Source organism: Roseomonas sp. CECT 9278 (assembly GCF_918698155.1).
Lineage (GTDB): Bacteria > Pseudomonadota > Alphaproteobacteria > Acetobacterales > Acetobacteraceae > Neoroseomonas.
In genome coordinates this window covers 11,815-34,838 of the sequence record NZ_CAKKLX010000016.1, presented here as the reverse complement: position 1 = coordinate 34,838, position 23,024 = coordinate 11,815, and the positions used below count along the sequence as shown (strand labels likewise).

The following is a 23,024-nucleotide window of genomic DNA, read 5'->3' as shown; positions in this document are numbered from 1 at the left end:
CATCGATGCCGCGGCGATCCTGCCCCGCGCGGCTGCGCGCCGGAACCCCCCGCGTTGACGGCACCCGCGCGCGGCCCGATCCTGTTGCCGTGTCCCTGAACCCTGGCGTGATCGCGATCGGCGGCGCGGTTTTCGCGATCGGCATCTCCACCACCCTCGCGATGCCGTTGTTCACCACCTATGCGGCGCGCGACGGCGGCGGCGCATCGGGGCTGGCCGCCGCCTTCATCGTCTATGCGGCGACGCTGATCGTCACCGCGCCGCTGCTGGGCGGGCTGTCGGACCGGATCGGGCGGCGGCCCTGCGTGCTGGCGGCGCTGCTGCTGGCCGGGCTGTCCACCTTGTGCCTGGTGCTGGCGCCTGGCTTGGTGGCCCTGGGTGTCGCGCGGCTGCTGCAGGGGCTTGCGATCGGCCTGGTCGCGGGCGGCGCGACCGCCTGGGCCGCGGAGCTCGCCGGCGGGCCGGAGGCCGGGCGCCAGGCGGCGCGCGTGACGGCGTTTGCCACCGCAGGCTCCTACGGCGCGGGCGCGCTCGCGACACTCGGCGCGCTGTGGCTGCTGGGCGATGCCGAACCGCCCGTCACCTTCTGGGCCCACCTGGCCGCGGTCGCGGTGCTGGCCGTGGTGGTGGCGCGCCTGCCCGACCCGCGGCCGCAGGAACGCGTGGCCTGGCTGCGCGTGCCGGCCTTCCCGCGCGGCACCGTCGCGGGGTCCTTCGGGATGTTCGCCGCCTGGGGGGTGACAGGCGTGACCATCACCTCGGTGCCGAGCGCGCTGGCGATGGCCGGGCATCCGCGCCTGGGCCCGATCGCGGTTTGCTTCATGATCCTGGCGGGCACGGCGGTGCAGCAGGCGATCGGGCGGCTGCCCGCGCGCACCCTGTCGCTGATCGGCCTGCCGGTGCTGGTGGCGGGGGCGGGGCTGGTGATCCTGGGCACGCTCACGGTGTCGCTGCCGCTGCTGCTGGCGGGCGGCGCGCTGGTCGGCAGCGCCGCCTATGGCTTCCTGTTCGTCGGCGCGCTGGCCGGCGCCAGCGAGGCTGCCTCCGGCGCGGACCGTGCGCGCGCTGCCGCCGGCGTGTTCCTGGTGGCGCATCTCGGCTTCTGCGTGCCGCCGCTGCTGACCGGGCTGGCGGTGGACGCGGTCGGCGCGGGGCCGGCGCTGGGCGGCTTCTGGGCCATGCTGGTGGCGGTCTGCGCGCTGCTCGGCCTGCGGCTCGCGCGGCCGGCGGCGTAGCGCCCGGTCGGACGCCGCAGCCTGCTGTGCGCGTGGCACGACGGCGGACACGCCGCCATGACGGGGGCGCACCGGCGGCGGCACCGCGCGCAGGCCGGTGGCGGCGGCGCACGTCCCCGCGCATGATGCCCGCCGCCCAAGGAACATCGCCACCGCATGGACCGCGTCGTCGTCTTCGATATCGAGACCGTCCCCGACCTCGTGGCCGGCCGCGCCCTGATGGGCGAGGCGGCTGAACGCATGGACGACGCGGCGCTGCGCGAAGCCCTGGGCGCCCGCTACATGCGCGAGGGGCAGGTCGCCGCCACCGCCTTCCTGAAGGTCCCGCTGCACGCCGTCGCGTGCCTGGCGCTGCTGGTGGCGGACCGCGACAGCGCCGAGGACCCCTGGCGCGTGCGCCGCCTCGCCTCGCGCCACATCGGCGATACGCCGGAGGCGGAGATCCTGGCGCTGTTCGAACGCACGCTGGCGGGCCGCCCGGCGCCGGTGCTGGCCGGGTTCAACACCTCCGGCTTCGACCTGCCGGTGCTGCGCTACCGCGCCATGGCATGCGGCGTCGCGATGCCGGCCCTGCATGGGGCGAACGGGCGCAACTACGGATACCGGTATGGCACGGACCATATCGACCTGGCCGATCGGCTCTCGGGCTTCCGCGCCTCGCCCATGCCATCGCTGACCGAGGCCGCGGCGCTGATCGGCCTCACCGCCAAGGCCGGCATGCATGGCGCGCAGGTGGAGCCCGCGATGGCGGCGGGCCGCGGGGCCGAGGTCGCGACCTATTGCGAAACCGATGTCTGCGCCACCTGGATGGTGCTGCTGCGCTTCTGGCAGGCGATGGGTGCCTTGCCGCCGGAGGCCGCGCGCGGGTCCTTCCGCGCCTTCGCGGCGTTCCTCGAGGAACATCGCGCCGAGCCGGACTTCGCGGAACACGCCGAGGTCGCGGCCCGGCTGGGCGAGTAGCGGCGCGCCGGCCTCAGGCCTGCGCCATGCGGCGGAACCAGGTGGTGGAGCGCAGCACGCCATCTGGACGCGGCGCCAGCCCCTCTGCCTCGATCAGCGTCGCCACGCGGCGGGTGGCCTCGGCCTCGGTGGCCTGCCGGCCGGTGACGCGGCGGTAGAGCGCGGCGGCATGCAACGCATCGGTGCGCGCCACGCGCCCGCGCGGATCGGCCTGTGCGCGCAGGAAGGCGCGGGCCTCGGCGGCCGCGGCGCTCCCGCTGGCGGTGCCGCTGCGACGGGCCTCCGCCAGCAGCACGGCGCGGGCCTCCGCCGCGGTCAGACCATGCTGCACGACACCGTCGGTCAGCAGCGCCAGCTCGGCATCGGGGTCCGTGAGGCCGCCGCCCGCGCGCAGGCGGACCAGGTCGGCGAAGGCCGCCGCGCCGGGGCGGACCGGGAGCACGGCCGGGTCGCCCGGCCCACCGGCCGGATCGACCGCCTCCGCCCGCAGCCCGCCCGCCGGGCCGCAGGCGGCACAGGGCAGCACCCGCGCGCTGCCATCCAGCTCCATCAGCTTGATGGTCACGCCCAGGTCGGGATGGCGCGCGCGCACCGCGGCGGCGGCGCGTTCCAGCACGCCGTGATGCTGGCGCAGTTCATCGGCCGGATCGTCGGACAGGCGGCGCCCGGCCCAGCCATGCATGGCGCCGCAATCGCGGTGGTTCACGAAGATCACCTCGCGCACGCCATGCAGCTGGCGCGATGCCGCCAGGTTCTCCCACAGCGCCGTGTTCCAGGCCGGGCGCGCGGGATCCACCGCGGCAAGCGCCGCGCCGGCGATGCGCATCTCGCTGTAGCGGTCGGTGCGCCCCAGCGCGGCCATCAGGAAGGTGGTGTCGTCGGTCAGCCGCGGGTCGATGCAGCTGACCAGGAAGGCATCGGCCTTGCGCGGCGTCGTGGTGTCGGCGGCAGCGGTCACTTGTTCAGATCCTCCGTATGCGAGATCCCGCCCAGGCGATGATGCAGGTGCGAGTAGCAGAGCCCCGCGGTGAACACGCCCGCGAGCGACGCCAGCACGCCCACCAGCAGCGTGTCGCCCGCCAGCAGGCGGCTGCCGGTCAGGTGCAGCCCGGTCATGCCCATGCCGATGCAGAAGGCGATCACCAGCACGACGCCGCGCAGGCCCAGCACGCCGATCGTGGTGCGCCACATGACCATGCAGATCGCGACCAGCGCCGCGCCCGTCGCGAGCTTCACCCAGAACCAGTCGAACCCCGACAGCACCCAATGCAGGAAGGATGTGCCCGACGGGTTGTAGATCGCGAAGACGATGAACAGGCAGAACAACGCGCGCGACACCACGCCGCGCCAGTCGAAGCGCGCCGCGCTCATGGTGCGACCGCCTGCGCGCGTTCCAGCGCCAGCGCCGACAGGCGTGCCTGCGCGTGATCGAGGGCAATGCGCCGGCGCAGCCCCGCGCGCCAACCGCCCAGCGCCGCCCCGGTGCCCGGCGCCAGGGTCGCGAGCATCGCCTCCGCCGCCGGCGCATCGCCGGCCGCGAGCAGCGCCGCGGTCTCCCGCAGGGCCGCCAGCCCCGGCGTGCCGGCGGCGCCGACCGTGGCGCCGAGGCGCATCGTCGCGGCGACGCGGCGCGCCAGCCAGCCGGCATCGGGGCCGAAGCCCATCTCGGCCAGCACAGCGGCATCGGCGGCGGCGTCGAACTCCTCGGCCAGGCGCCGCAGCGTGGGGGCGCCCTCGGCCGCGGCGGGGGCGAGCGGCAGCAGCAGGCGCGTCGCTTCGGCATCGCCGGCCGCCAGCGCCACCGCCACCGCGAAGGCGCGCGGGAAGGGCGCGCCGCGCGGCAAATGCGGCATCAGCAATTCGATCGCCACCAACAGCCGCGGCGCATCGCCGGCGAGCGGCGGTTCCACCCGTGCCTCGGTGCCCCAGGGCGGCGCCGCGGCATGCGCCGCAGTGGTGACCATCGGTGGCGCGCCATGCAGCGCGACCACCAGCGCCAGCACCGAGAACAGCCCGGACAGCGCGGCGAGGCAGAGCGTGAGGAGCGCCGTCCAGTCGCCGGGCGCGACCCGCGTGGCGGGAGTTTCCTGCGTGGCGTCGCTCATCGGCATTCGATCTCCGTCCCGAGAACCTCCAGGCGGCGCCGCAGCGCAGCCTCCACGACGGCGGCCGCGCCCTGCGCGAGATGCCGTTCGGCGCGACCGATCGCCTCGATCGCCTGGCTTTCGAAGGCGGCACGATTGAGCGAGGCGTCCAGGCGATTGAGCAGCCAGTCGATCGCCCAGGAGGCGCCGATGCCGCCGGTCAGGCCGATCAGCGTGCCCGGCACGCCCGCCATCGCGAAGCCGAGCCCGCCACCGGCCGCGACCAGCGACCCGGCCTCGCTCAGCCGCACCGCCACCGCGCCGAGCCGCGCGGCCATCGGGCGCATGGATCGCAGGAACACGGTGCTGCCATCGGCGCCATCCTCGGCCAGCAGGGCCATCGGATCGGCTGGCGCGGTTGCCAGGATGCCCGGGGTCAGCGCCGCGCCCGCGGCATCCAGGTCCAGCCGGTGCGACGGCACGCCGGCACCGTGCGGCAGGGCGGCGATGCGCGCCGCGCTGGCGGCGAGCGCCGTCGTCCAGGCGGCATCGACCGCCGCGCCGACATGCGCGAGGTCGGCCGCGAAGCTGCCCCCATCCAGCGCCGGCGCCAGCACGCGGGCGCGGAATTCTGCGCGCAGGGGTTCGGCCATTTCCTCGGCGATGCGGGTGGTGAGTGGCGCCTCGTCCTCGGTGGTGACGGATCGTGCCAGGCCGGTCATGCCGCGCAGCAGGATGCGATAGGAGGTGACGTAGCTCTGCACCCAGCCATAGGCCCAGTCGCCGAAGCCGGGCACGCCCTCCCGCGCGGGGCCGAGGCGCATCGCCGCCGCATCGGCCAGCAGCCGCGCGGCGAAGGCGGCGATGCGCGTGGCCTCGGTCTCCAGTGCCGCGCGTTCTGCGGCGTGGGTGCCGGGCGGGGCGGCGTGGATACGGCAGGCGCCGCCGCCGGGCGGGGCGATGGCGATGGTCTCGGCGCGCAGCGGCACGGCCAGCAGGAGCAGCGCCAGCCACAGGCAAGCAAGCGTCAACCCACGGCGGCCTATGCAGGAGGCATGGAGAGCGGTCTTGGCGACATCCTGGGCGGGCTTGCGGCGGCGTTGCTGGCGCTGGGCCTCGCGGTCGCGCTGGCGCGGATCGCGCACGCGGCCTTCGCCATCGCCGCGCCGCATGATGCCGAGGCGGTGCCGCTGCTGCGCCTGCTGGCGGTCTGCACCGGCGGCGCCCTCGGCCTGGCGCTGATCCTGGCCGCGCCCGACCGCGCGATGTTCCTGCCGGGCCATGTGCTGGGCGGCGAAGGGCCCTGGGGTGCCAGCCTGCTGGCGATGCTCGGCAGCCACGGCCTGCCGCGCGCCGAAGCCGTCGCCGCCTTGCCCGATGCGCTGCGCGGGGACGGCTTCGCCGCCGCCTTCGTGACCTGGCTGGCGCTGCTGGGCTTCCTGTACGGCAGCCTGACCGCGCTGCGGCTGTGGTACGGCACGGCGCGGCTGCGCGCCTTCTGCGCCTTCCTGATGCTGGCGCTGCACATCACGCTGCTGCTGCACTACTCGGCCTACCTGCTCGGCTGGTTCGCCGCGCAGCTCGGCCCCTGGCTGTTCGCCGTCGCGCTGCTGGGTTTCCAGCACTGGCGATACCGGGTGCGCGCGGCGCACTGAGTGGCGGTCCGTCATCAGCGCAGATCCATCATCGCGAGGAAGGGCGCGGGCGTGAGCAGCGCCGGATCGCCGACATAGGGAAAGGCGAGCTTGACCGACACCAGCAGCACCGACCCCACGATCACCGCGATGACCGCCGCCATCGCGTAATGCATCGCCGCCGATGCGCCGCCGAAGAACCACTGGAAGGCGATGACGGCGACCGAGACGGTCAGCACAAGCATCCAGATCAGCCCCGACAGCGTGCGCGACTGCACGGACAGCCGCGCGATGCGCGCCTCCGCCACCTGGCCGAGCCACCCCGCGGTGTTCTGCTGCAAGGCATGCTGCGCCGCGCGTCGGCCCTCGACATCAAGGAAGGCGCGCGTCATGCGTTGGAACGCGGCATCGGACCCGGCCGAGGCATGGCCCGCCTGCATGGCCGGCCAGTCCTGCGCCACCACGGCGCCGGCATAGCCGCGGATCGCGCCGCGCATCTCGGCCCGGGTGGCGGCGAGCTCGGCGCCGTCATAGGTCTCAATCGCCTGGGCCAGCATGTACAGGCCCGAGGCTTCCTTCTGCAGCGTGTCGCGCGCGGTCTGGAAGGTGTCCCAGGCGCCGACCAGCGTGAGGGCGGCGACCACCGCGTAGATCTCGACCACGAAGCCGTACTTGACCGCGCCGACCACCGCATTGGCCTGGAATTCGGCTGGCGTGAAGATGGCGTACATGACGCGCCCCAGCAGCAGCGCGATCGCCACCGGCACGGCGATGGTGATGGCCATGCCGAACCAGGCCGGCAACGAGGCAAGCCCATGGGGCAGCAGGATGTCCAAGGCCGGGATCCTCCGCGGCGCAGCGGGTGGTCGTGAAGCGGCGGCGCGTCCTGCACCGCCGGGCGCGTGTCAGTCGGCGTCGTCGTGGTGCTCGGTCCAGTACCAGTGGCTGACCGTGACCCCGGCGGCGGCGCCGATCAGCGCGGCCAGCGCGCCGCCATGGATCAGCGCCGAGCCCGCCAGCGCGCCGATGAACATGCCGGCGCCGAGCGCCGCGGCATGGCCGGCCGAGATCTGCGGCATCGCGGGTGCGGTCGCCGTGCGGGTCGCGGCCGGAACCGGTGGCGGCAGCGCGGCGGCGGGCGCCTGGGCGGCGGCCGGCGCGGCCAGCAGGATCAGCGCGAGTAAGGCGAGGATGCGGGTCATGGTGGCGCTCCCGGTCATGCTTCGATCGCGCGGTACCAGCGCCGCGACCGGATGATCCGCCCGGTCGGGCGCGGCTGCAGGTTGAGTTCCTCCATCAGCCGCTTCACGCGCTTCTGCGCCTCGGCCTCGGTCACGCCGCCGCCGGCGCGGGCGCGGTAGAAGGCGACCGCGCGGCGGAAATCGTCCCGCGCGATGCGGTCGCGGCGGTCCGCCAGGGTGCGCAGCAACTCGCGCGAGGAGGCGCCGAGCTCGCCTTCCAGCGCGATCGAATCCTCCTGCGCTGCCCCGCGCAGCAGGCCGCTCGCCTGGTCGAGGCTGAGGCCGTAGCGGGTGATGCCGTCCTCGAGGAGGCGGCGTTCCTGGTCGCGGTCCAGGAAGCGGCGGCCCTGGAGCTGCAGCTTCACCAATTCCCCAAAGCGTTGCCGGGGCGGCGTGTCCGTCGCGGTCATCGGGCCTTCTGCCTTTCGCGGTCTGCGCCGTCCTGGCGCGGTCGGGAATTCGGGATCAGTGCTGGATGGAAAGCGCCGGCAGCAGCGGCGCCGGCGTGGAACCGGGCAGTTCCAGCGTCTGGCGACCGCCCGGAGCCTGTTGGCGCGCCATGGCCTGCACGCGGTGATTGAGCCGGTCGATCGCACGCAGGATGCGGCTCGCCTCGACGCCGAGCGGCGCATCGGCGGGCGAGAGCTGGAACTTCACGCGCGGCAGCGGGAACAGGTCGACCTCCACCTTGTCGACCGCGAAGCCGCCGAGCTCGCCCGCATCCATCACGCCGCGCACGATGGTGCGCTGGAGCGCCGAGATCGGGCCCGGATTGCGCCGCGCATGGCGTTCGAGCATGCGCTCGACGTAGTCGCGGTCGGCTTCCGTGAGCTCGCGCGCCTGGCCGAAGGTGAGCGACAGGCTGGGCAGCAGGCTGATCGAGGATTCGATCTCCTTCAGCTTGTAGCCGGCGATGTCCATCAGCCAGGCGAAGTCGCTGCGCGCCTGCTGATGGGCATTGGCCATGGCGTGGCCGCGGGCCAGCGAGCTGCCGGTGCCGAAGCCGATCCCGAAGCTGTCCATCAGCCCGCTCCAGAGCCGCTCGGCGCGGGCCATCACCCCGTCATCCGACGGCAGGTCCTGCAACGGCGCGGGGATCAGCGCCGGCGGCGCGGGCTGGGCGAATGCGATGCAGGGCAGCGCGAGCAAAGCGGAGACGGCGATGGCCTTGGCGAGCATGGGGGGGTTCCGTTTCGCGGCGGGTCAGCGGGACATCAGGCGGGCTTCGTCGGCGATGCGGCGCTGCGCCGCGCGATCGGCCGGGGCCAGGGGCACCAGTCCGGCCACCGCCAGGTAGCCGCCGGGGCCGCCGGCATGTTCGCTGACGCTTTCGATCAGGAACTCGCGGATGCCGCGCACCACGCCCACGCCCTGCTGGTTCCGGCTGTGCTGGCGCTTCGCATAGACGAAGAAGGTGCGCGCCTGCTCGTAGTCCAGGCTGCCGATGGCGGCGATGGTCGGCGTGACGCTGTCCAGCGCGACCGGCACCAGGTTGCCGCCGCTGGCGGTCAGCTGTTCGAAGCTGACGGCGCCCAGCGTGCCCGGCGGTGCCGCGAGCAGCGCCGCCGCCAGCTGGTTGTACGGCACGTTCACCACGCGCCCGTCGTTGCGCGCGGTGATGCACTTGGCGCGGCGATACGCTGCTTCGAACAGCAGGCGGATGTCGCGCACGTAGCGGCAGCCGGCCTCCATCACCAGGTCGTCGAACAGGGCGCGCGGGCCGGAGCCGGCGGCGGGAAGGATCACGCGGATCTCGTTGCGCGGCAGCCCGGGGCCGAGATCCGACCAGACGCGCGACGGGTTCGGGACGAATTCCTCGTCGACCGGGCGCTCGGCGGCGAGCGCCTCGAAGACCTGGCGGGTGGTGAGGCCGGGCATCGCCTCCCCGCGCCGCGCCGCCAGCACCACGGCGCCCAGGCCGAGCTGGACTTCGATGATGTCGCGCACGCCGTTGGCGGCGCAGGTCTCCACCACCGCGCGCGGCAGCCGGCGCGTGAGCAGCAGGAGGTCCGGCGTCTGCGGGCCGATGCCGGCGCAGAAGGCCTCCATCGCGCGCACCGAACCGAGCCGCGTCGCCTGCGGCGGCACCACGCCCTCGAAGCGTTCGGCGAAGCTGCGGGACAGCAGTTCGCCGAGCCCGATGGTGGCGGAGGAGGTGACGATCATGAGGCGGTCGCGCAGCGTCATCGTGCCCTGTGCGGCGGCGGGACCACCGCCGAACAGGAGAAGTCCGGCGGCAAGGCCAAGGACGAGGTGGCGCAAGGCAGTCTCCGTTCTGGATGGGGGGCGGGTCATGCCGGCGGCGCCTGGGACATCAGGGCGCGCAGCAGGGTTTCCTGGACCGCCTGCTCGACAGCGAGTCGCGCGCTGGCCTGGGCCAGCCAGCCGACCAGCAGGGGCTGCAGCGACGGTGCCAGCGCGGATGCATCGGCCACAGCCGCCGCCAGGTTGCCCCGGCGCAGCTGCTGCACGACGCCGGCGATGGCCTGTTCCTGGTCGGACGGCGCGGGCGGGGCGGCGAGGCCGATGCCGGCGACGGCGCCGCGCAGCGCCGAGAAGGTCTGGTCGATCGCATCGCCCTGGCGCGGCGCGCGTGCGGCAAGTTGCGGCGCCAGGCTGACGAAACGCTCGCGGAGTTCGGCTTCGGTGGGCAGGCCGCGGCCGGCGTGGCTCAGCAGCACCTCGGCCAGCGGCGCCGGCAGCGCGCCGGTCGGCGCGAGCGCCACCATGACCTGGTATTCGCGCAGCCACGGGCGCGGCGTGGCGATCGCGGATTGCAGCAGCAAGGCGGCGGCGATGAAGCGGTCGGCGCGCTGGGCGGCGGCGACCGGCGCCGGGGCCGGGCGCGGTTCGTCGCGCGCGGCGGCGATCGTGGCTTCGAGCCGCGCGACACGCGCCGCCAGCGGGTCGGCTGCCGCGCTGGCGCTGGCCGACCCGCCGCGCAACGCCCCGATGCCCGCGACGATGCCGAGTGCCGCAAGCCCGACGCCGATGCCGATGATGGCGCGGCGCCGCGGGCGCGACGGCGCGGCGATGGGCTGCGGAGCGATGTGGTCGCCGGTGCTCACGTCGTTCTCGATCCATGCGGTCGGAGGGCAGCGAGGGCCTTCGCCATCGCCACAACCGCACTTCACCAGAGGTCGGGTTTTGGAACCCTTAATCGCGCCGCAGCGCAGCGCGACGCGCGAGCCGCGCGGTCGTCGATCGCGCGCCGGGCCGGCGCGCGGCGCGGTTCAGCCGACCGCCACGACGCGATAGCTGAAGGCCGCCCCGTCGGGTTCGACGACGGTGGCGTATTCGCCGGGTCGGACGGGGTCGGGGCCGCAGTCGAAATGCGTCTCGGGCGCGTCGGGCCCCTCGGAGGCCGTGCCGAAGAAGCGGATCGACCAGCCATGGTCGGGGTCGTGCTGCACGTCCCCCTGCAGGGGTTCGGCGCCGGGGTCGATGCGGCGGGCGCGCCAGGGCCGCGGATCCGCCGCCCAGGCCGCCGCATCCGGTCGTCCTGCGGCATCGAGCGCCAGGTCGATCTCGTAGCGGCGCGCGGGATGGCCGTCGGCAGAGCCGGGCCCGGCCGCCAGCACGAGCGTGATGCCAAATGTGCCCATCGTCAGATCGCGACCCTTACTCCCAATTCGACCACGCGGTCGGATGGTATGCGGAAGAACTCCGTGGCGGGCACGGCGTTGCGCGACATGATCGTGAACAGCCACTGCCGCCAGCGCGACATCTTGGGCACGGCGGCCGCGACCACCGTCTCGCGGCCCAGGAAGTACGATGTCTGCATCGGTTCGAAGGGGATGCCGAGGTCGCGCAGCGCCTCCAGCTCCTTCGGAATGTTCGGGCTTTCCTGGAAGCCGTAGTGCAGGCCGATGCGGTGGATGTCGGGGGCCAGTTGCTCGACCACGCGGCGGCGATCGGGGTCGACCACGGGAATGCCTTCATTCGTCACGGTCACGAACAGCACGCGCTCGTGCAGCACCTTGTTGTGCTTGAGGTTATGGAGCAGCGCGCCCGGCAGGAAATCCGCCTGGCTGGTCATGAACACCGCGGTGCCTGGCACGCGGATCGTGCGCGACTGCGGCAGGCGCGCGATGAACGACTTCAGCGGCAGCCCGTCCTGGCGGAAGCGCGCGAACAGCAATTCCCGCCCGCGATGCCAGGTCGTCATCATCGCGAACAGCGCCGCGCCCAGCACCAGCGGCACGTAGCCGCCCTGCGGGATCTTGAGCACGTTGGACGCGAAGAACAGCACGTCGATCAGCAGCAGCGGCCCGAACACGCCGACTGACGCCGCCCAGGCCCAGCCGAAATGCCGCTGGAAGACAATGATCGCGAGGATCGACGTGCACACGAAGGTGCCCGTCACCGCGATGCCATAGGCCGCCGCCAGGTTGTCCGAGGTGTGGAAGGACAGCACCAGGATGACAACGCCGATGAGCAGCAGAAGGTTGACCTGGGGCATGTAGATCTGCCCCTCCTCGGTCTCGCTGGTGTGCTTGACCTCCAGCCGCGGGATGAAGCCGAGTTGCACGCATTGCCGCGCGATGGTGTAGGCACCCGAGATCATCGCCTGGCTGGCGATGATGGTCGCGGCGGTGGCCAGGAACACCAGCGGCAGCCGGAACCATTCGGGGGCGAGCAGGAAGAAGGGGTTTTCGATCGCGCTCGGGTCGCGCAGCAGCAGCGCGCCCTGGCCCAGATAGTTCAGCGTCAGGGCCGGCAGCACCAGCCACAGCCAGGCCCAGCGGATCGGGTGGCGGCCGAAATGGCCCATGTCGGCGTACAGCGCCTCGGCCCCGGTCACCGCCAGCACCACCGAGCCGAAGGCGATGAAGGCGGCCAGGCGGTATTCCAGGCAGAACTGGATGGCGTAGTGCGGCGACAGCGCCAGCAGCACGGAGGGGTGCAGCACCACCTCCCACAAGCCCAGCAGCGCCAGCGCGCCGAACCAGGCAGCGCAGATGGGCCCGAAGATCGCGCCCATCCGCCCGGTGCCGGTGAACTGCACGAGGAACAGCGCCAGCAGGATGACCAGCGCGATCGGGATCACCGCTTCCTCGAAATGCGGCGAGACGACCTTCAGGCCCTCGACCGCCGAGAGCACCGAGATGGCCGGCGTGATGATGCCGTCGCCGAAGAACAGGCAGGCGCCGACGATGCCGATCAGCGCGATGGTCCAGCGCGCACGTTCGTTCTCGACCCCGCGCTGGGCCAGTGCCATCAGCGCGAGGATCCCGCCCTCGCCACGGTTGTCGGCGCGCAGGATGAACACGACGTACTTCACCGTCACCGTCAGGATCAGCGCCCAGACGATCAGGCTGAGGATGCCCAGGATCTCCCAGCGTTCGAGCCCGCCGCTGGTGAAATGCACCAGCGCGGCGCGCAGCGCATAGAGCGGCGATGTGCCGATATCCCCATAGACGACGCCCAGTACCCCGAGCACGAGGGCGGGCGTCAGGGCGCGGGTCTTGGCGTCGGTGGCGGTCACGGGGCCTCGCTGCAGTGCATCACGGCCGCAAGGCATAGGCCCGCGACGCCCCCTGCCGCAATGCTGCCGTATTGCGGCCCGCGCATGGCCGGGGCCATGGCGATGGCTATGGCGTCCGGCGCGCCCGCCCCGTCAGTGCCCCCGCAGGATCTGGCTGAGGAACATCTTGAGCCGGTCGGTCTTGGGGTCGTTGAAGACCTGGTCGGGCGTGCCGACCTCGACCACCTCGCCGCGGTCCATGAACACCACGCGGTCGGCGACCTGGCGGGCGAAGCCCATTTCGTGCGTCACCACGATCATGGTCATGCCGGTGTCGGCCAGCATCACCATGGTGTCCAGCACCTCCTTGATCATCTCGGGGTCGAGCGCGCTGGTCGGCTCGTCGAACAGCATGATCTTGGGCTTCATGCACAGCGCGCGGGCGATCGCCACGCGCTGCTGCTGCCCGCCCGAGAGTTGCCCCGGATACTTGCCCGCCTGTTCGGGGATGCGCACCCGGGTCAGGTATTCCATGGCCAGTTCCTCGGCCTGCTTCTTGGGCATCTTGCGCACCCAGATCGGCGCCAGCGTGCAGTTCTCGAGGATGGTGAGGTGCGGGAACAGGTTGAAGGACTGGAACACCATGCCGACCTCGCGGCGGATGGCGTCCAGCGCGCGCAGGTCGTCCGACAGCTCGATGCCGTCGACCAGGATCTTGCCTTCCTGGTGCGTCTCCAGCCGGTTGATGCAGCGGATCATGGTGGACTTGCCGGAGCCCGACGGGCCGCAGACCACCACGCGTTCGCCCAGTGCGACCTGCAGGTTCACGTCGCGCAGCACATGCAGCGCGCCGAACCACTTGTTGACGCGGTCGAGCACGATGGCCGGCGGGGCGTCGGTGCGGGCGGCGGAGGCGATCTGGCCGTCCGTCTCGATGGCTGCGCTCATGTTGTCTCTCGTGTCCCAGGTCGTTGATGAGGCGTTCGCAGTGTCGGCACCGGCAGGCCGGTGCCGATCGGACATCACCTTCGGCGGTGCTTGTTGAGGTCGGATTCCAGCCCCGCGCTGTATTTCGACATCGCGAAGCAGAACACCAGGTAGATCGCGCCGACGAAGACATAGACCTCGATCCCGAAGCCTTGCCAGGCGGGTTCGACGATGGCGGTCTTGCCGGCGGTCAGCAGGTCGAAGATGCCGATGATCAGCACCAGCGACGTGTCCTTGAAGAAGCCGATGAAGGTGTTGACCAGCGGCGGGATCACCGTGCGCAGCGCCTGCGGCAGGATGATGAAGCCGGTCTTCTGCCAATAGGACAGGCCCATGGCGTCGGCGGCCTCGTACTGGCCCTTGGGCAGGGATTGCAGCCCCGCGCGCACCACCTCCGCGAGGTACGCGCCCGCGAACAGGATGATGGCGATCTGCGCGCGCAGCAGCTTGTCGATGTTCATCCCTTCCGGGAGGAACAGCGGGAACATGACGGAGGCCATGAACAGCAGGCTGATCAGCGGCACGCCGCGGATCAGTTCGACATACAGCACGCACAGCACCTTGATCGCCGGCAGGTTCGACCGCCGCCCGAGTGCGACCAGGATCGACAGCGGGAAGGCGAAGGCGAGCCCGAAGGTGGCGAGGATGAGCGTGATCGGCAGCCCGCCCCAGCGCTCCTGCGGCACATAGGGCAGGCCCAGCACGCCGCCCCACATCAGGATGCCGATCGCGGTGAGCGTGCCGATCCAGATCGGCACCAGCATGATGGTCCAGAAGCGGCGCATCGACGACACGATGTACAGCGCCACGAACAGGATGCAGACCAGCGCCGGGCGCCAGTGCTGTTCATACGGGTAGGTGCCGAACAGCATGAAGCGGTGCTTTTCGGTCACCACCGCCCAGCAGGCGCCGGTGCCGTGCAGGTCCCGGCAGGCCTGGGTCTGCGCCACGCCGTTCGGCGCCACCGGCACCGACCAGATGGCGTTGATGAAGGCCCAGTCCACGAAGCCCATCACCGCGCGGATGATGAGGTAGGCGCAGACCAGCGTGACCGCGGTGGACAGCCAGCCCGAGAACAGGTTGGCCCGCGCCCAGGCGATCGGCCCCACCGCGGTCAGCGGCGCGGAGCGCGGCGCGGCCTCGGGGTTCGCGGTGGCGGCGTTCAGCGTGATGTCGCTCATGGTGTCACCTCTCCACCAGCGCGATCCGCGCATTGTACCAGTTCATGAACAGGCTGATGCTCAGGCTGATCGTCAGATAGACCACCATGATGATGGCGATGCCCTCGATCGCCTGGCCGGTCTGGTTCAGCGTGGTGTTCGCGATCGACACGATGTCCTGGTAGCCGATCGCCACCGCCAGCGAGGAATTCTTCGTCAGGTTCAGGTAGTTCGACGTCATCGGCGGGATGATCACGCGCAGCGCCTGCGGCATCACGATCAGCCGCAGCACCGACCCGTGCCGCAGGCCCAGCGCCTGCGCCGCCTCCCACTGCCCGTGATTGACCGACAGGATGCCCGCGCGCACCACCTCGGCGATGAAGCCGGCGGTATAGGTGACCAGGCCGATCAGCAGCGCGGCGAATTCCGGGCTGACATTCAGGCCGCCCTGGAAGTTGAAGCCGCGCAGCGCCGGCCAGTCGATCGTCCAGGGCGCGCCCATGGCCTGCCACACCAGCAGCGGCAGGCCGATCACCAACGCGACCGCCGCCGGCCAGACCTTGCGCGGCTGGCCGTCGGCCATCTGCTTCGCGCGTGCGCTGCGCGCATAGAGCCAGGTCAGCACGATGCCGGCGATGCACGCGACCAGCGCCGCGCTATGCGCCCCTTCCCACACCAGCGCCGGCAGCTTCAGCCCGCGGTTGGACAGGAACACGCCCTCGACCGGATGCAGCGCCTGCCGCGGCCCGGGCAGGCCCTGCATGATGGTGTACCAGAACAGCAACTGCAGCAGCAGCGGCAGGTCGCGGATCACCTCGACATAGAAGGCGGCGATCTTCGAGACCAGGAAGTTCTTCGACAGCCGCGCGATGCCGATGATGGTGCCCAGGATGGTGGCGAGCACGATGCCCACCACCGCGACCTTCAGCGTGTTCAGCACGCCCACGGTCAGCGCGCGCAGGTAGGTGTCGGTGGGGTCGTAGGGGATCAGGTGCTCGGCGATCGGCAGCCCGGCCTCGCGGTTGAGGAAGCCGAAGCCGGTCGCGATCCGCCGGACTTCCAGGTTGTGGACGGTGTTCGACCACAGCCAGTAGATCACCGACCCGATCAGCGCGACCACCAGCACCTGGTACACGATCCCGCGCACCCGTTCGTCCGACCATGAAAGCCGGAGCGGGCGACGCGGCGGTTTGCGCCGGAATCGCGGATCGACGCTTGCGTCGGACATGTTTTGTTTGCCTCACCTGTCCTGTTGCCCGCCCGATGCGGGAAAGTGCCGCGGGACAAGGGCCTGCGCCCCTGCCCCGCGGGTCGTCATCTCAGCGGAAGGGCGGCGCGTACTGCAGGCCGCCGGCCGCGGTCCAGAGCGCATTGCGCCCACGCGGAATGCCGATCGGCTCCAGGTTGCGCGCATAGATCTCGCCGTAATTGCCCAGGCCGCGGATGATGCGCGCCATCCAGGCATTGTCGACGCCCAGCATCTGCCCGAGATCTCCGTTGCGGCCCAGCATGCGCTGGACTTCCGGGCGGGCGTCGGTGCGCGCGGCTTCCTCGACATTGGCCGCGGTGATGCCGAATTCCTCGGCGCCGACCAGGCCGAAATGCACCCAGCGCACCAGGTCCGCGAAGCGCTGGTCGCCGTGGCGCACGAGCGGCCCCAGCGGCTCCTTGCTGATCACGTCGGGCAGGATGACGTGGTCGGCCGGGCGCGGCTGGGCCGACCGCGTGGCGGCCAGGCCGGACACGTCGGTGGTAAAGGCATCGCAGCGGCCCGCGACATAGGCGGCGACCACTTCCTCGAGCCGTTCGATCACCACCGGCTGGAACTGCACGCGGTTGGCGCGCGCCCAGTCGGTCAGGTTCTGCTCGGTGGTGGTGCCGGGCTGCACGCAGATGGTCGCGCCGTTCAGGTCGCGCGCGGCATTCACGCCCAGCGAGCGCTTCACCATGAAGCCCTGGCCGTCATAGAAGTTGATGCCGGTGAAATCGAAGCCGAGCGAGGTGTCGCGCGACAGCGTCCAGGTCGTGTTGCGCGACAGCATGTCCACTTCGCCCGACTGCAGCGCGGTGAAGCGGTTCTGCGCGGTGGTGGGCACGAAGCGCACGCGGTTCGCGTCGTTGAACAGCGCGATCGCGACGGCGCGGCAATAGTCGGCATCGAAGCCGCGCCACACGCCCTGGCTGTCCGGCTGGGCAAAGCCCGCCAGGCCGGTGTTCACGCCGCAGATCAGCGTGCCGCGCGCGCGGATGGCATCGATCGTCGTGCCGCTCGGCGCCGCCGGCTGCTGCGCGAGGGCCGGCAGCGAAACCACCGCCGCGACCGCGGCGGCCCCCGCCAGGCGCAGGAAATTGAACCGTGATGTTGCAGTCACTGCATCTCTCCCATTGGCACCCCGGCCGGCCGGCCCGGGGGCGTTCCTTGATCCCGGCGACCATGCTGCGCCACGGCAGGGCGGGGATCAACGCATTCCCATCCGCCCTGCCCGCAGGCGCAGGCCATCCGGGGGGAAGGGCCTAGCAAAGCCCGGGCCGGACAGGCAAACCTGGGCACCCATCCGTCGGGGAACGCCAGGCATGCTCCATCTCGACCGCGCCGCGCTGCGTGCCGCCCTGCCCTGGGATGCGCTGGTCGATGCGCTGGCGGCGATGTTCCGGGAGGGCTGCGAGGCGCCGCTGCGCCACCGCCATGCCATGCCCGGCGCCGGCGGCGCCGAGAACACCCTGCTGCTGATGCCCGCCTGGCGCGCCGGCGGGCATACCGGGGTGAAGATCGTGCATGTGGCACCCGGCAATGCGGCACGTGGCGAACCCGCGGTCCATGCCGCCTACCTGCTGTCCGATGCCGCGACCGGCGCGCCGCTGGCATTGCTGGATGGCGGCGAACTGACCGACCGGCGCACCGCCGCGGCCAGCCTGCTGGCGGCGCGATTCCTGGCGCGGCCGGACAGCCGGCGCCTGCTGCTGCTGGGCAGCGGCAAGGTGGCCCGCGCCCTGGCCGAGGGCTATGCGGCGCGCTTCCCGCTGACCGACATCGCCATCTGGTCGCCCACGGCGCGCAACGCGGCCCGCCTGGCGGCCTCCCTGGCGGATGAGGGCCTGCCCGCCCGCGCGGTCGACCGGCCCGACCCGGCGGCGGCGGACATCGTCTCTGCCGCCACGCTGTCAGCCGTTCCGCTGGTCCGCGGGGCCGATGTCGCGCCGGGAACGCATGTCGACCTGGTCGGCGCCTATCGCCGCGACATGCGCGAGAGCGACGGCGCGCTGCTGGCGCGCGCCACGCTGGTGGTGGACACGCGCGCCGGCGCCCTGGCCGAGGCCGGCGACATCGTGCAGGCCATCGCCGAGGGCGCGATCGGCGCGGACCGCATCGCCGCCGACCTGGCGGAACTGTGCCGCGGCACGCATCCGGGCCGCCGCGACGCGGAGGAAGTGACGGTCTTCAAGTCGGTCGGCTGGGCCGGCGAGGACCTGGCGGCGGCGGTCCTCGCCTGTGGCAGGCATGCCGGGACCGCACAGGGCCGCTGATCGCGGCGCCGGACGATGCCCGCCGCCGCGCCGTCAGCGCGGCTGGAAGCCCGCCGGCGTCAGGGCGAAGCGCCGCACATCGATCCCCTGGTGCTGCGCCACCGCCTGCGCCACCTCGGTCCGGTACGCAGTGAGGGCGGTCACGCCGCCCGCCGCCTGCAGGTCGTGGTGGCGCGCCATCATGGCCATGGCGTGGAAGGCGAGCGTCTCGGCGGTCGCCTGGCGCTCGGCGTCGCCCATCGCCGCCACGTTCGGCATGCCCGCCAGCATCTGCCGGGCCTGGCCGCGCACCGCCGCGATACCGGCCGGCTGGCGGGTGGCGTCGCCACCGGTCGCGACCTCCCAGGCGATCAGGTAGAAGGCTGCCACGACGTCCGAGAGGTCACGGTTGTCGTAGCCATGCTGCGCCAGCAGCCGGTCGAATTCCTGCCAGGGCGCGCCCGACTCCACCGCCTGGCGAAGGCGCTGCGGGTTGGGGCTGGTGGGCAGCGCGCCGGCCAGCACCTGCTGGCGCACCCGGGCGCTCACCGAAGGATGGGTGGTGAAGGCGGTGGCGCCGCGCGCGGGCGTGGCCACGACGCCGGTCGGCGGCAGCGCGGCGGGCTTGCCCAGCCCGCCGGAAACGGGCGCGCCCGCCATGGCCGCGCCCGGCTTGACGAAGGGGGCCGGCACCGCCGCCGGGGCGGGCGTGGGCAGGGGTGCCACGACCGGCGCGGCACCTTGCGTGGGAAACAGCCGCAGCCCGGCGCCGATCGCGGCCTGGCCGTCATTCCCGATGGTGCCGAAGGGCATCACCGCGGCGCGGCTCTCGGGGCCAGCCTTCTGGGCGTGGGCCATGCCCGGCGCGATGGCCAGGGCCAGGGCCAGGAGGTGTCGCAAGGAAAGCCGATGCATGGTCGCTCATCCGTGCTGCGTCTGCCGCCAGCAATTCCAGTCTGTACGGGCGCGAGTCAAGCACGGCGCGCCATGCGGCGTGAAACGGTTCAGATGCCGTTTGGGCATGCCGGCGCTCCGGCCCGCCGCGGCATGCGCCGAACGGCGCCCTGTCAGGCGGATTCCCGGCAGCACGCACCCGCGGAGCCCGCCGCCGGGGGGGGGCTCCGCGGGCGGCGGCGTCACTCGAAGCGCGCGGCTTCCTCGAAGTCCAGCCGCGGGCCGCGCGGGAACAGGCCGGACGGGTCGCCATAGCCCAGATTGACCAGGAAGTTGGTCTTCCACTGCGTGCCGGCGAAGAAGGCCTCGTCCACCTTGGCGGCGTCGAAGCCGCTCATCGGGCCGGCATCCAGGCCGACCGCGCGCGCCGCCAGGATCAGGTAGGCACCCTGCAGCGAGCCGTTGCGGAAGGCGGTCTGCTCGGCGAAGGAATACGACCCGGTGAACCAGTTCCTGGCATCCGGGGCGTGCGGGAACAGCTTCGGCAGGTGGTCGTAGAAGTGCAGGTCATGCGCCACGATCACGGTGACCGGCGCGTTCATCGTCTTCTCGAGGTTGCCGGCCGACAGCGCCGGCTTCAGCTTGGCCTTGCCTTCCGGCGTGCGGACAAACACGAAGCGGCCCGGCGAGGCATTGGCGCTGGTCGGCGCCATCTTCATCAGGTCGTACAGCTCGTGCAGCTTGGCCTCGGGCACCGGCCGGTCGGTCCAGGCGTTCTGCGTGCGCGCGGTGCGGAACAGTTGGTCCAGCGCGCGCTCGTCGATCGTCTCGGGGGCCATGTTCGCGTCCATGTCGGTATCCTGGTGGTGGTGGGGTCGCTGCGCAGGGATATGGCCGCTGGCCGGTCGGCGGCCATGGGCGCGGCCGAATGGCCGCGATCACCACCGCCAATGACGGGCGCCGCCGGTCAGGCCTCGACCTGCTCCACCGCCACCACCTCGGGGACATAGTGGCGCAGCATGTTCTCGACCCCGTGCTTGAGCGTGGCGCGCGAGGACGGGCACCCCGAGCAGGCCCCCTGCATCCGCAGCTTCACGATGCCGTCGCGGAAGCCGTGGAAGGTGATGTCGCCGCCATCGCCGGCCACCGCCGGGCGCACGCGGGTGTCGAGCAGTTCCTTGATCTGCGCCACCACCTCGGTGTCGGCGGCGTCGAAATCCTCGCCGTGCTCGCCCTCGGCCGTGCCTTCCAGGATCGGCATGCCGGACAGGTAGTGCTCCATGATGGCGCCGAGCACGCGCGGCCGCAGCAGCGCCCAGTCGGCGTCATCCGCCTTGGTCACGGTGACGAAGTCGGCGCCGAGGAAGACCCGCGCCACATCGCCCACCTGGAACACGCGTTCGGCCAGCGGGGACCGGCCGGCGGCCTCGGCGGCGGCGGTGAAGTCGGCGGTGCCGCGGCCGCCCAGCACATCGCGTCCGGGCAGGAACTTCAGCGTGGCCGGGTTCGGGGTGGCTTCGGTCTCGATGAACATGGCGGTCATCCGGGATGGCGGTGAAATCCCGACTTATGTGGTACGGTTTGCGGCCGCGCGCAACCGAGGCCTCCACGACGCGCCCGGCTGGTCAACGGTGCCGGCGGCCCCGCGCCGGCATGGCACCGCGGACGTGACCGGCATCGCCGGAGCCTTCGGCACACACCGCCGCGCGCGCGATCGCTTCGGCGCTTGCGAAGACCCCGCGATCATGGCGGGACAGGTCGCCCTGCAGGCGGGGCCCCTGCCCCCTGACGGCGCGGCGCCGGCATTCGGCGGCGCGCGCACGGGAAAGGCCCGGCGCGGTGACGCCGCAACCGGGGTCGCAGCCGCGCAGGCGCGGCGGAGGGCACGGCAAGGCCTGACTTGCCGTGCCCGGCCGATCAGCCGCGGGCGGCCGGAACCGGCGCCGGCGGCGGGGCAACCTGCACCGGCGGGGGCGGCGGCGGCTGCTGGGCGCAGGCGGCGACGAACAGCACGGGGGCCAGCAGGGCCAGCAGCGCCGAACGACGGAAAGCGTGGCGAGCCACCTTATTGAAAACAACCATCATCTGTATTCCCTTCATCGAATGGCGCTTGGACAGCGCTGAATTGAATGGCAAGTCTCGGGACGGAGTCAAATGTCGTATCGATCGGCTCTGCCGGCACCAGGAGCGGACGTGGATTCGAGCAGACCATCCGAGGTCGACCAGGCGCGCCAGCCGATCGCGCGCCCCGCACCGACCCGGCGCATGGTCCTGGCCCGCGGCACCGCGGCGATGCTGACGGCCGGCGGCCTGGGCGCCTGTGCGTCGCGGCCGCCGCCACCGCCGGTCGCATCGCCGCCGCAGCTCACGCCGCTCGCCCGCATGCTGGCGGCTGGGTCCGGCCCCGTGGTCGGCGGCGAGACGCTCGACGCCGCCGCACTGCGGCAATTCTACGCGCCGCGCCAGTTCCAGCCGGTCTGGGCCACGCGCGAAGGCCAGGCCGATGACCTGGTGGCCATGGTGCTGCGCGCCGGCGACCACGGTCTGGACCCCGAGATGTTCCACGCCGGCCTGCTGCGGCGCCAGGACACCATCGCCCCGCTGCACCGCGACGTGCTGCTGACCGACGCCTTCATGGCCTATGCCGGTGCTCTGGCGCATGGCGCCGTGCCGGCCGACAAGCGGACCAGCGCCGAGGCGATGGCGCCCGCGACCGTCGACCTGGCCGCCGCGCTGGAGGCCGCGATCGCCAGCGACAATCCCGCCGGCGCGCTGGAGGCGCTGGCGCCGCAGACCCCCACCTATCTGGGCCTGCGCCTGGCCATGCGCGGCGGCGGGCCGCACCTGCAGCGCCTGCCGCGCCTGGCCGCCCAGCCACGCGGGCGCGCCGCCACGGCCGCGCTGGCGGCCGCCCAGCGCCAGCGCAGCATCGAGGCCAACCTCGAGCGCGAACGCTGGCTGCCGCGCGAGCTGCCGGCGGATCGCGTCTGGGTGAACGTGCCGGACCAGCAGCTGGTGCTCTACCGCGACCACCAGCCGGTCTTCACCACCGCGGTCGTCGTTGGCGACAACGCCGAGCGCAACCAGACGCCGGAATTCCACGCGCTGATCGAAGCCAGCTTCTTCAATCCGCCCTGGGTGATCCCGCGCGACATCGTCACCGCGGAAATCCTGCCGCGGCTGGAACGCGACCCAGAATATCTTGCGCGCAACAACATGGTGATGCGCGCGAATGGCGAGGTCGAGCAATCCGCCGGGCCCGAGGCCGGCCTCGGCTTCCTGCTGTTCGACATGCCCAACCGCTTCGACGTGTACCTGCACGACACGCCCGACCGCTTCGTCTTCAGCCGCAGCAACCGCCGCATGAGCCGCGGCTGCATCCGCGTGCAGGATCCCCGCCAGCTCGCCGCGCTGCTGATGGAGGAATCGATCGAGGAGATCGACCGCCGGATCGCGACCGGCACCACCAGCCGCGCCCGGCTGCCGGCGCCGGTGCCGGTCTTCCTGACCTACCGCACCGCCTTCGTCGACCTTGAGGGCGCGATGCAGTTCCGGGCGGATTTCTACGACCGCGACCCGACCGTATGGCGGCGGCTGCGCCGGCAGCCGGCGGCATAGACCAGGCGCCGATCGGATCGACCCATCCGATCGGGCGCCGCTGCGGGCGACCTGCACGGGGCGAGAGCCATCGCGGCGCGGCGTTCCCGGATCCGGGACCGCGACGGACGCATCCGGCCCGACGGACCGGCGCACGGAAGCCACCACGACATCGCGGCGCGGCGCCTGGCGGCCTGCGTCGCGGGGCCGGTCGCAACGCGCGGCTTTTCCGCGGCCGCCATCCGGGGCATCATGTGGGCG

Annotated in this window: 25 protein-coding genes; 5 read left to right on the top strand and 20 right to left on the bottom strand. The window is 72.4% G+C overall.

The features are described from left to right. Nucleotides 1–89 precede the first annotated feature (89 nt). On the top strand, nucleotides 90–1,235 hold the full coding sequence (locus LQ222_RS12585) for an MFS transporter (protein ID WP_230166803.1): 1,146 nt from the start codon (nucleotides 90–92) through the stop codon (nucleotides 1,233–1,235). A 156-nt stretch (nucleotides 1,236–1,391) separates the two neighbouring features. Further along, on the top strand, nucleotides 1,392–2,195 hold the full coding sequence (locus tag LQ222_RS12580; RefSeq protein WP_230166802.1) for a 3'-5' exonuclease: 804 nt from the start codon (nucleotides 1,392–1,394) through the stop codon (nucleotides 2,193–2,195). Nucleotides 2,196–2,208: 13 nt separating this feature from the next. Here the strand turns inward: LQ222_RS12580 and LQ222_RS12575 are convergent, their stop codons facing one another. From LQ222_RS12575 to LQ222_RS12560, 4 genes are read right to left on the bottom strand one after another with little or no spacing between them, the layout of a single operon-like run. Then, on the bottom strand, nucleotides 2,209–3,153 hold the full coding sequence (locus tag LQ222_RS12575; RefSeq protein ID WP_230166801.1) for a hypothetical protein: 945 nt from the start codon (nucleotides 3,151–3,153) through the stop codon (nucleotides 2,209–2,211). Continuing rightward, nucleotides 3,150–3,566 carry a DUF6524 family protein gene (locus LQ222_RS12570; RefSeq protein ID WP_230166800.1) on the bottom strand — a complete coding sequence of 139 codons (417 nt, stop codon included), beginning with the start codon at nucleotides 3,564–3,566 and terminating at the stop codon, nucleotides 3,150–3,152. The genes LQ222_RS12575 and LQ222_RS12570 overlap by 4 nt, the downstream gene beginning before the upstream one ends. Beyond that, nucleotides 3,563–4,300 carry a hypothetical protein gene (locus tag LQ222_RS12565; protein ID WP_230166799.1) on the bottom strand — a complete coding sequence of 246 codons (738 nt, stop codon included), beginning with the start codon at nucleotides 4,298–4,300 and terminating at the stop codon, nucleotides 3,563–3,565. Before LQ222_RS12565 ends, LQ222_RS12570 begins: the two co-directional genes overlap by 4 nt. Then, on the bottom strand, nucleotides 4,297–5,310 hold the full coding sequence (locus LQ222_RS12560; RefSeq protein ID WP_230166798.1) for a hypothetical protein: 1,014 nt from the start codon (nucleotides 5,308–5,310) through the stop codon (nucleotides 4,297–4,299). The genes LQ222_RS12565 and LQ222_RS12560 overlap by 4 nt, the downstream gene beginning before the upstream one ends. A 24-nt stretch (nucleotides 5,311–5,334) precedes the next feature. Between LQ222_RS12560 and LQ222_RS12555 the strand changes: the two genes are divergently transcribed. Then, nucleotides 5,335–5,934: a hypothetical protein gene (locus tag LQ222_RS12555; RefSeq protein ID WP_230166797.1), complete on the top strand. Its 600-nt coding sequence runs from the start codon at nucleotides 5,335–5,337 to the stop codon at nucleotides 5,932–5,934. A 14-nt stretch (nucleotides 5,935–5,948) separates the two neighbouring features. Here the strand turns inward: LQ222_RS12555 and LQ222_RS12550 are convergent, their stop codons facing one another. The 12 genes from LQ222_RS12550 to LQ222_RS12495 form a co-directional block, all read right to left on the bottom strand. Further along, nucleotides 5,949–6,749: a DUF4239 domain-containing protein gene (locus LQ222_RS12550; protein ID WP_230166796.1), complete on the bottom strand. Its 801-nt coding sequence runs from the start codon at nucleotides 6,747–6,749 to the stop codon at nucleotides 5,949–5,951. A gap of 69 nt (nucleotides 6,750–6,818) precedes the next feature. Next, on the bottom strand, nucleotides 6,819–7,115 hold the full coding sequence (locus tag LQ222_RS12545) for a hypothetical protein (protein WP_230166795.1): 297 nt from the start codon (nucleotides 7,113–7,115) through the stop codon (nucleotides 6,819–6,821). A gap of 14 nt (nucleotides 7,116–7,129) precedes the next feature. Further along, the gene (locus tag LQ222_RS12540; RefSeq protein WP_230166794.1) at nucleotides 7,130–7,564 is read right to left on the bottom strand and encodes a hypothetical protein; all 435 of its coding nucleotides are present in this window, start codon (nucleotides 7,562–7,564) and stop codon (nucleotides 7,130–7,132) included. Between the two features lie 55 nt (nucleotides 7,565–7,619). Next, on the bottom strand, nucleotides 7,620–8,333 hold the full coding sequence (locus tag LQ222_RS12535) for a hypothetical protein (RefSeq protein ID WP_230166793.1): 714 nt from the start codon (nucleotides 8,331–8,333) through the stop codon (nucleotides 7,620–7,622). Nucleotides 8,334–8,357: 24 nt separating this feature from the next. Next, the gene (locus LQ222_RS12530) at nucleotides 8,358–9,416 is read right to left on the bottom strand and encodes a PstS family phosphate ABC transporter substrate-binding protein (RefSeq protein ID WP_230166792.1); all 1,059 of its coding nucleotides are present in this window, start codon (nucleotides 9,414–9,416) and stop codon (nucleotides 8,358–8,360) included. Between the two features lie 29 nt (nucleotides 9,417–9,445). Then, nucleotides 9,446–10,222: a hypothetical protein gene (locus tag LQ222_RS12525; RefSeq protein WP_230166791.1), complete on the bottom strand. Its 777-nt coding sequence runs from the start codon at nucleotides 10,220–10,222 to the stop codon at nucleotides 9,446–9,448. A 165-nt stretch (nucleotides 10,223–10,387) separates the two neighbouring features. After that, entirely contained in the window at nucleotides 10,388–10,759 is a 372-nt protein-coding gene (locus LQ222_RS12520) for a hypothetical protein (protein WP_230166790.1), read from the bottom strand. A 2-nt stretch (nucleotides 10,760–10,761) separates the two neighbouring features. Continuing rightward, nucleotides 10,762–12,678 (bottom strand): potassium transporter Kup, encoded by a 1,917-nt coding sequence (locus LQ222_RS12515; RefSeq protein ID WP_374202163.1) that lies wholly within the window; start codon nucleotides 12,676–12,678, stop codon nucleotides 10,762–10,764. 96 nt (nucleotides 12,679–12,774) lie between these two features. Then, nucleotides 12,775–13,569 (bottom strand): amino acid ABC transporter ATP-binding protein, encoded by a 795-nt coding sequence (locus LQ222_RS12510; protein WP_230166788.1) that lies wholly within the window; start codon nucleotides 13,567–13,569, stop codon nucleotides 12,775–12,777. A gap of 74 nt (nucleotides 13,570–13,643) precedes the next feature. Next, on the bottom strand, nucleotides 13,644–14,789 hold the full coding sequence (locus LQ222_RS12505; RefSeq protein WP_230166787.1) for an amino acid ABC transporter permease: 1,146 nt from the start codon (nucleotides 14,787–14,789) through the stop codon (nucleotides 13,644–13,646). 4 nt (nucleotides 14,790–14,793) lie between these two features. Further along, the gene (locus tag LQ222_RS12500; RefSeq protein ID WP_230166786.1) at nucleotides 14,794–15,996 is read right to left on the bottom strand and encodes an amino acid ABC transporter permease; all 1,203 of its coding nucleotides are present in this window, start codon (nucleotides 15,994–15,996) and stop codon (nucleotides 14,794–14,796) included. Nucleotides 15,997–16,087: 91 nt separating this feature from the next. Beyond that, nucleotides 16,088–17,140 (bottom strand): amino acid ABC transporter substrate-binding protein, encoded by a 1,053-nt coding sequence (locus LQ222_RS12495; RefSeq protein ID WP_230166785.1) that lies wholly within the window; start codon nucleotides 17,138–17,140, stop codon nucleotides 16,088–16,090. A 202-nt stretch (nucleotides 17,141–17,342) separates the two neighbouring features. Between LQ222_RS12495 and LQ222_RS12490 the strand changes: the two genes are divergently transcribed. After that, nucleotides 17,343–18,293, top strand: coding sequence for an ornithine cyclodeaminase family protein (locus LQ222_RS12490; RefSeq protein ID WP_230166784.1), 951 nt, complete (start codon nucleotides 17,343–17,345; stop codon nucleotides 18,291–18,293). Between the two features lie 33 nt (nucleotides 18,294–18,326). On the opposite strand, the gene LQ222_RS12485 is transcribed toward LQ222_RS12490, so the two are convergent. From LQ222_RS12485 to LQ222_RS12470, 4 genes are all read right to left on the bottom strand, one after another. Then, on the bottom strand, nucleotides 18,327–19,187 hold the full coding sequence (locus LQ222_RS12485; protein ID WP_230166783.1) for a DUF6683 family protein: 861 nt from the start codon (nucleotides 19,185–19,187) through the stop codon (nucleotides 18,327–18,329). Nucleotides 19,188–19,408: 221 nt separating this feature from the next. Further along, a complete protein-coding gene (locus LQ222_RS12480; protein ID WP_230166782.1) occupies nucleotides 19,409–20,017 on the bottom strand; it encodes a malonic semialdehyde reductase in 609 nt (202 codons plus the stop codon). Between the two features lie 116 nt (nucleotides 20,018–20,133). Then, nucleotides 20,134–20,700 (bottom strand): NifU family protein, encoded by a 567-nt coding sequence (locus LQ222_RS12475; protein WP_230166780.1) that lies wholly within the window; start codon nucleotides 20,698–20,700, stop codon nucleotides 20,134–20,136. A 383-nt stretch (nucleotides 20,701–21,083) separates the two neighbouring features. Next, complete coding sequence (locus tag LQ222_RS12470) at nucleotides 21,084–21,248, bottom strand: hypothetical protein (RefSeq protein WP_230166779.1); 165 nt, start codon at nucleotides 21,246–21,248, stop codon at nucleotides 21,084–21,086. A gap of 111 nt (nucleotides 21,249–21,359) precedes the next feature. On the opposite strand from LQ222_RS12470, the gene LQ222_RS12465 reads away from it, so the two are divergent. Then, nucleotides 21,360–22,784, top strand: a complete 1,425-nt coding sequence (locus LQ222_RS12465; protein ID WP_230166778.1) for a L,D-transpeptidase family protein — start codon at nucleotides 21,360–21,362, stop codon at nucleotides 22,782–22,784. The last annotated feature ends 240 nt before the right edge of the window (nucleotides 22,785–23,024 follow it).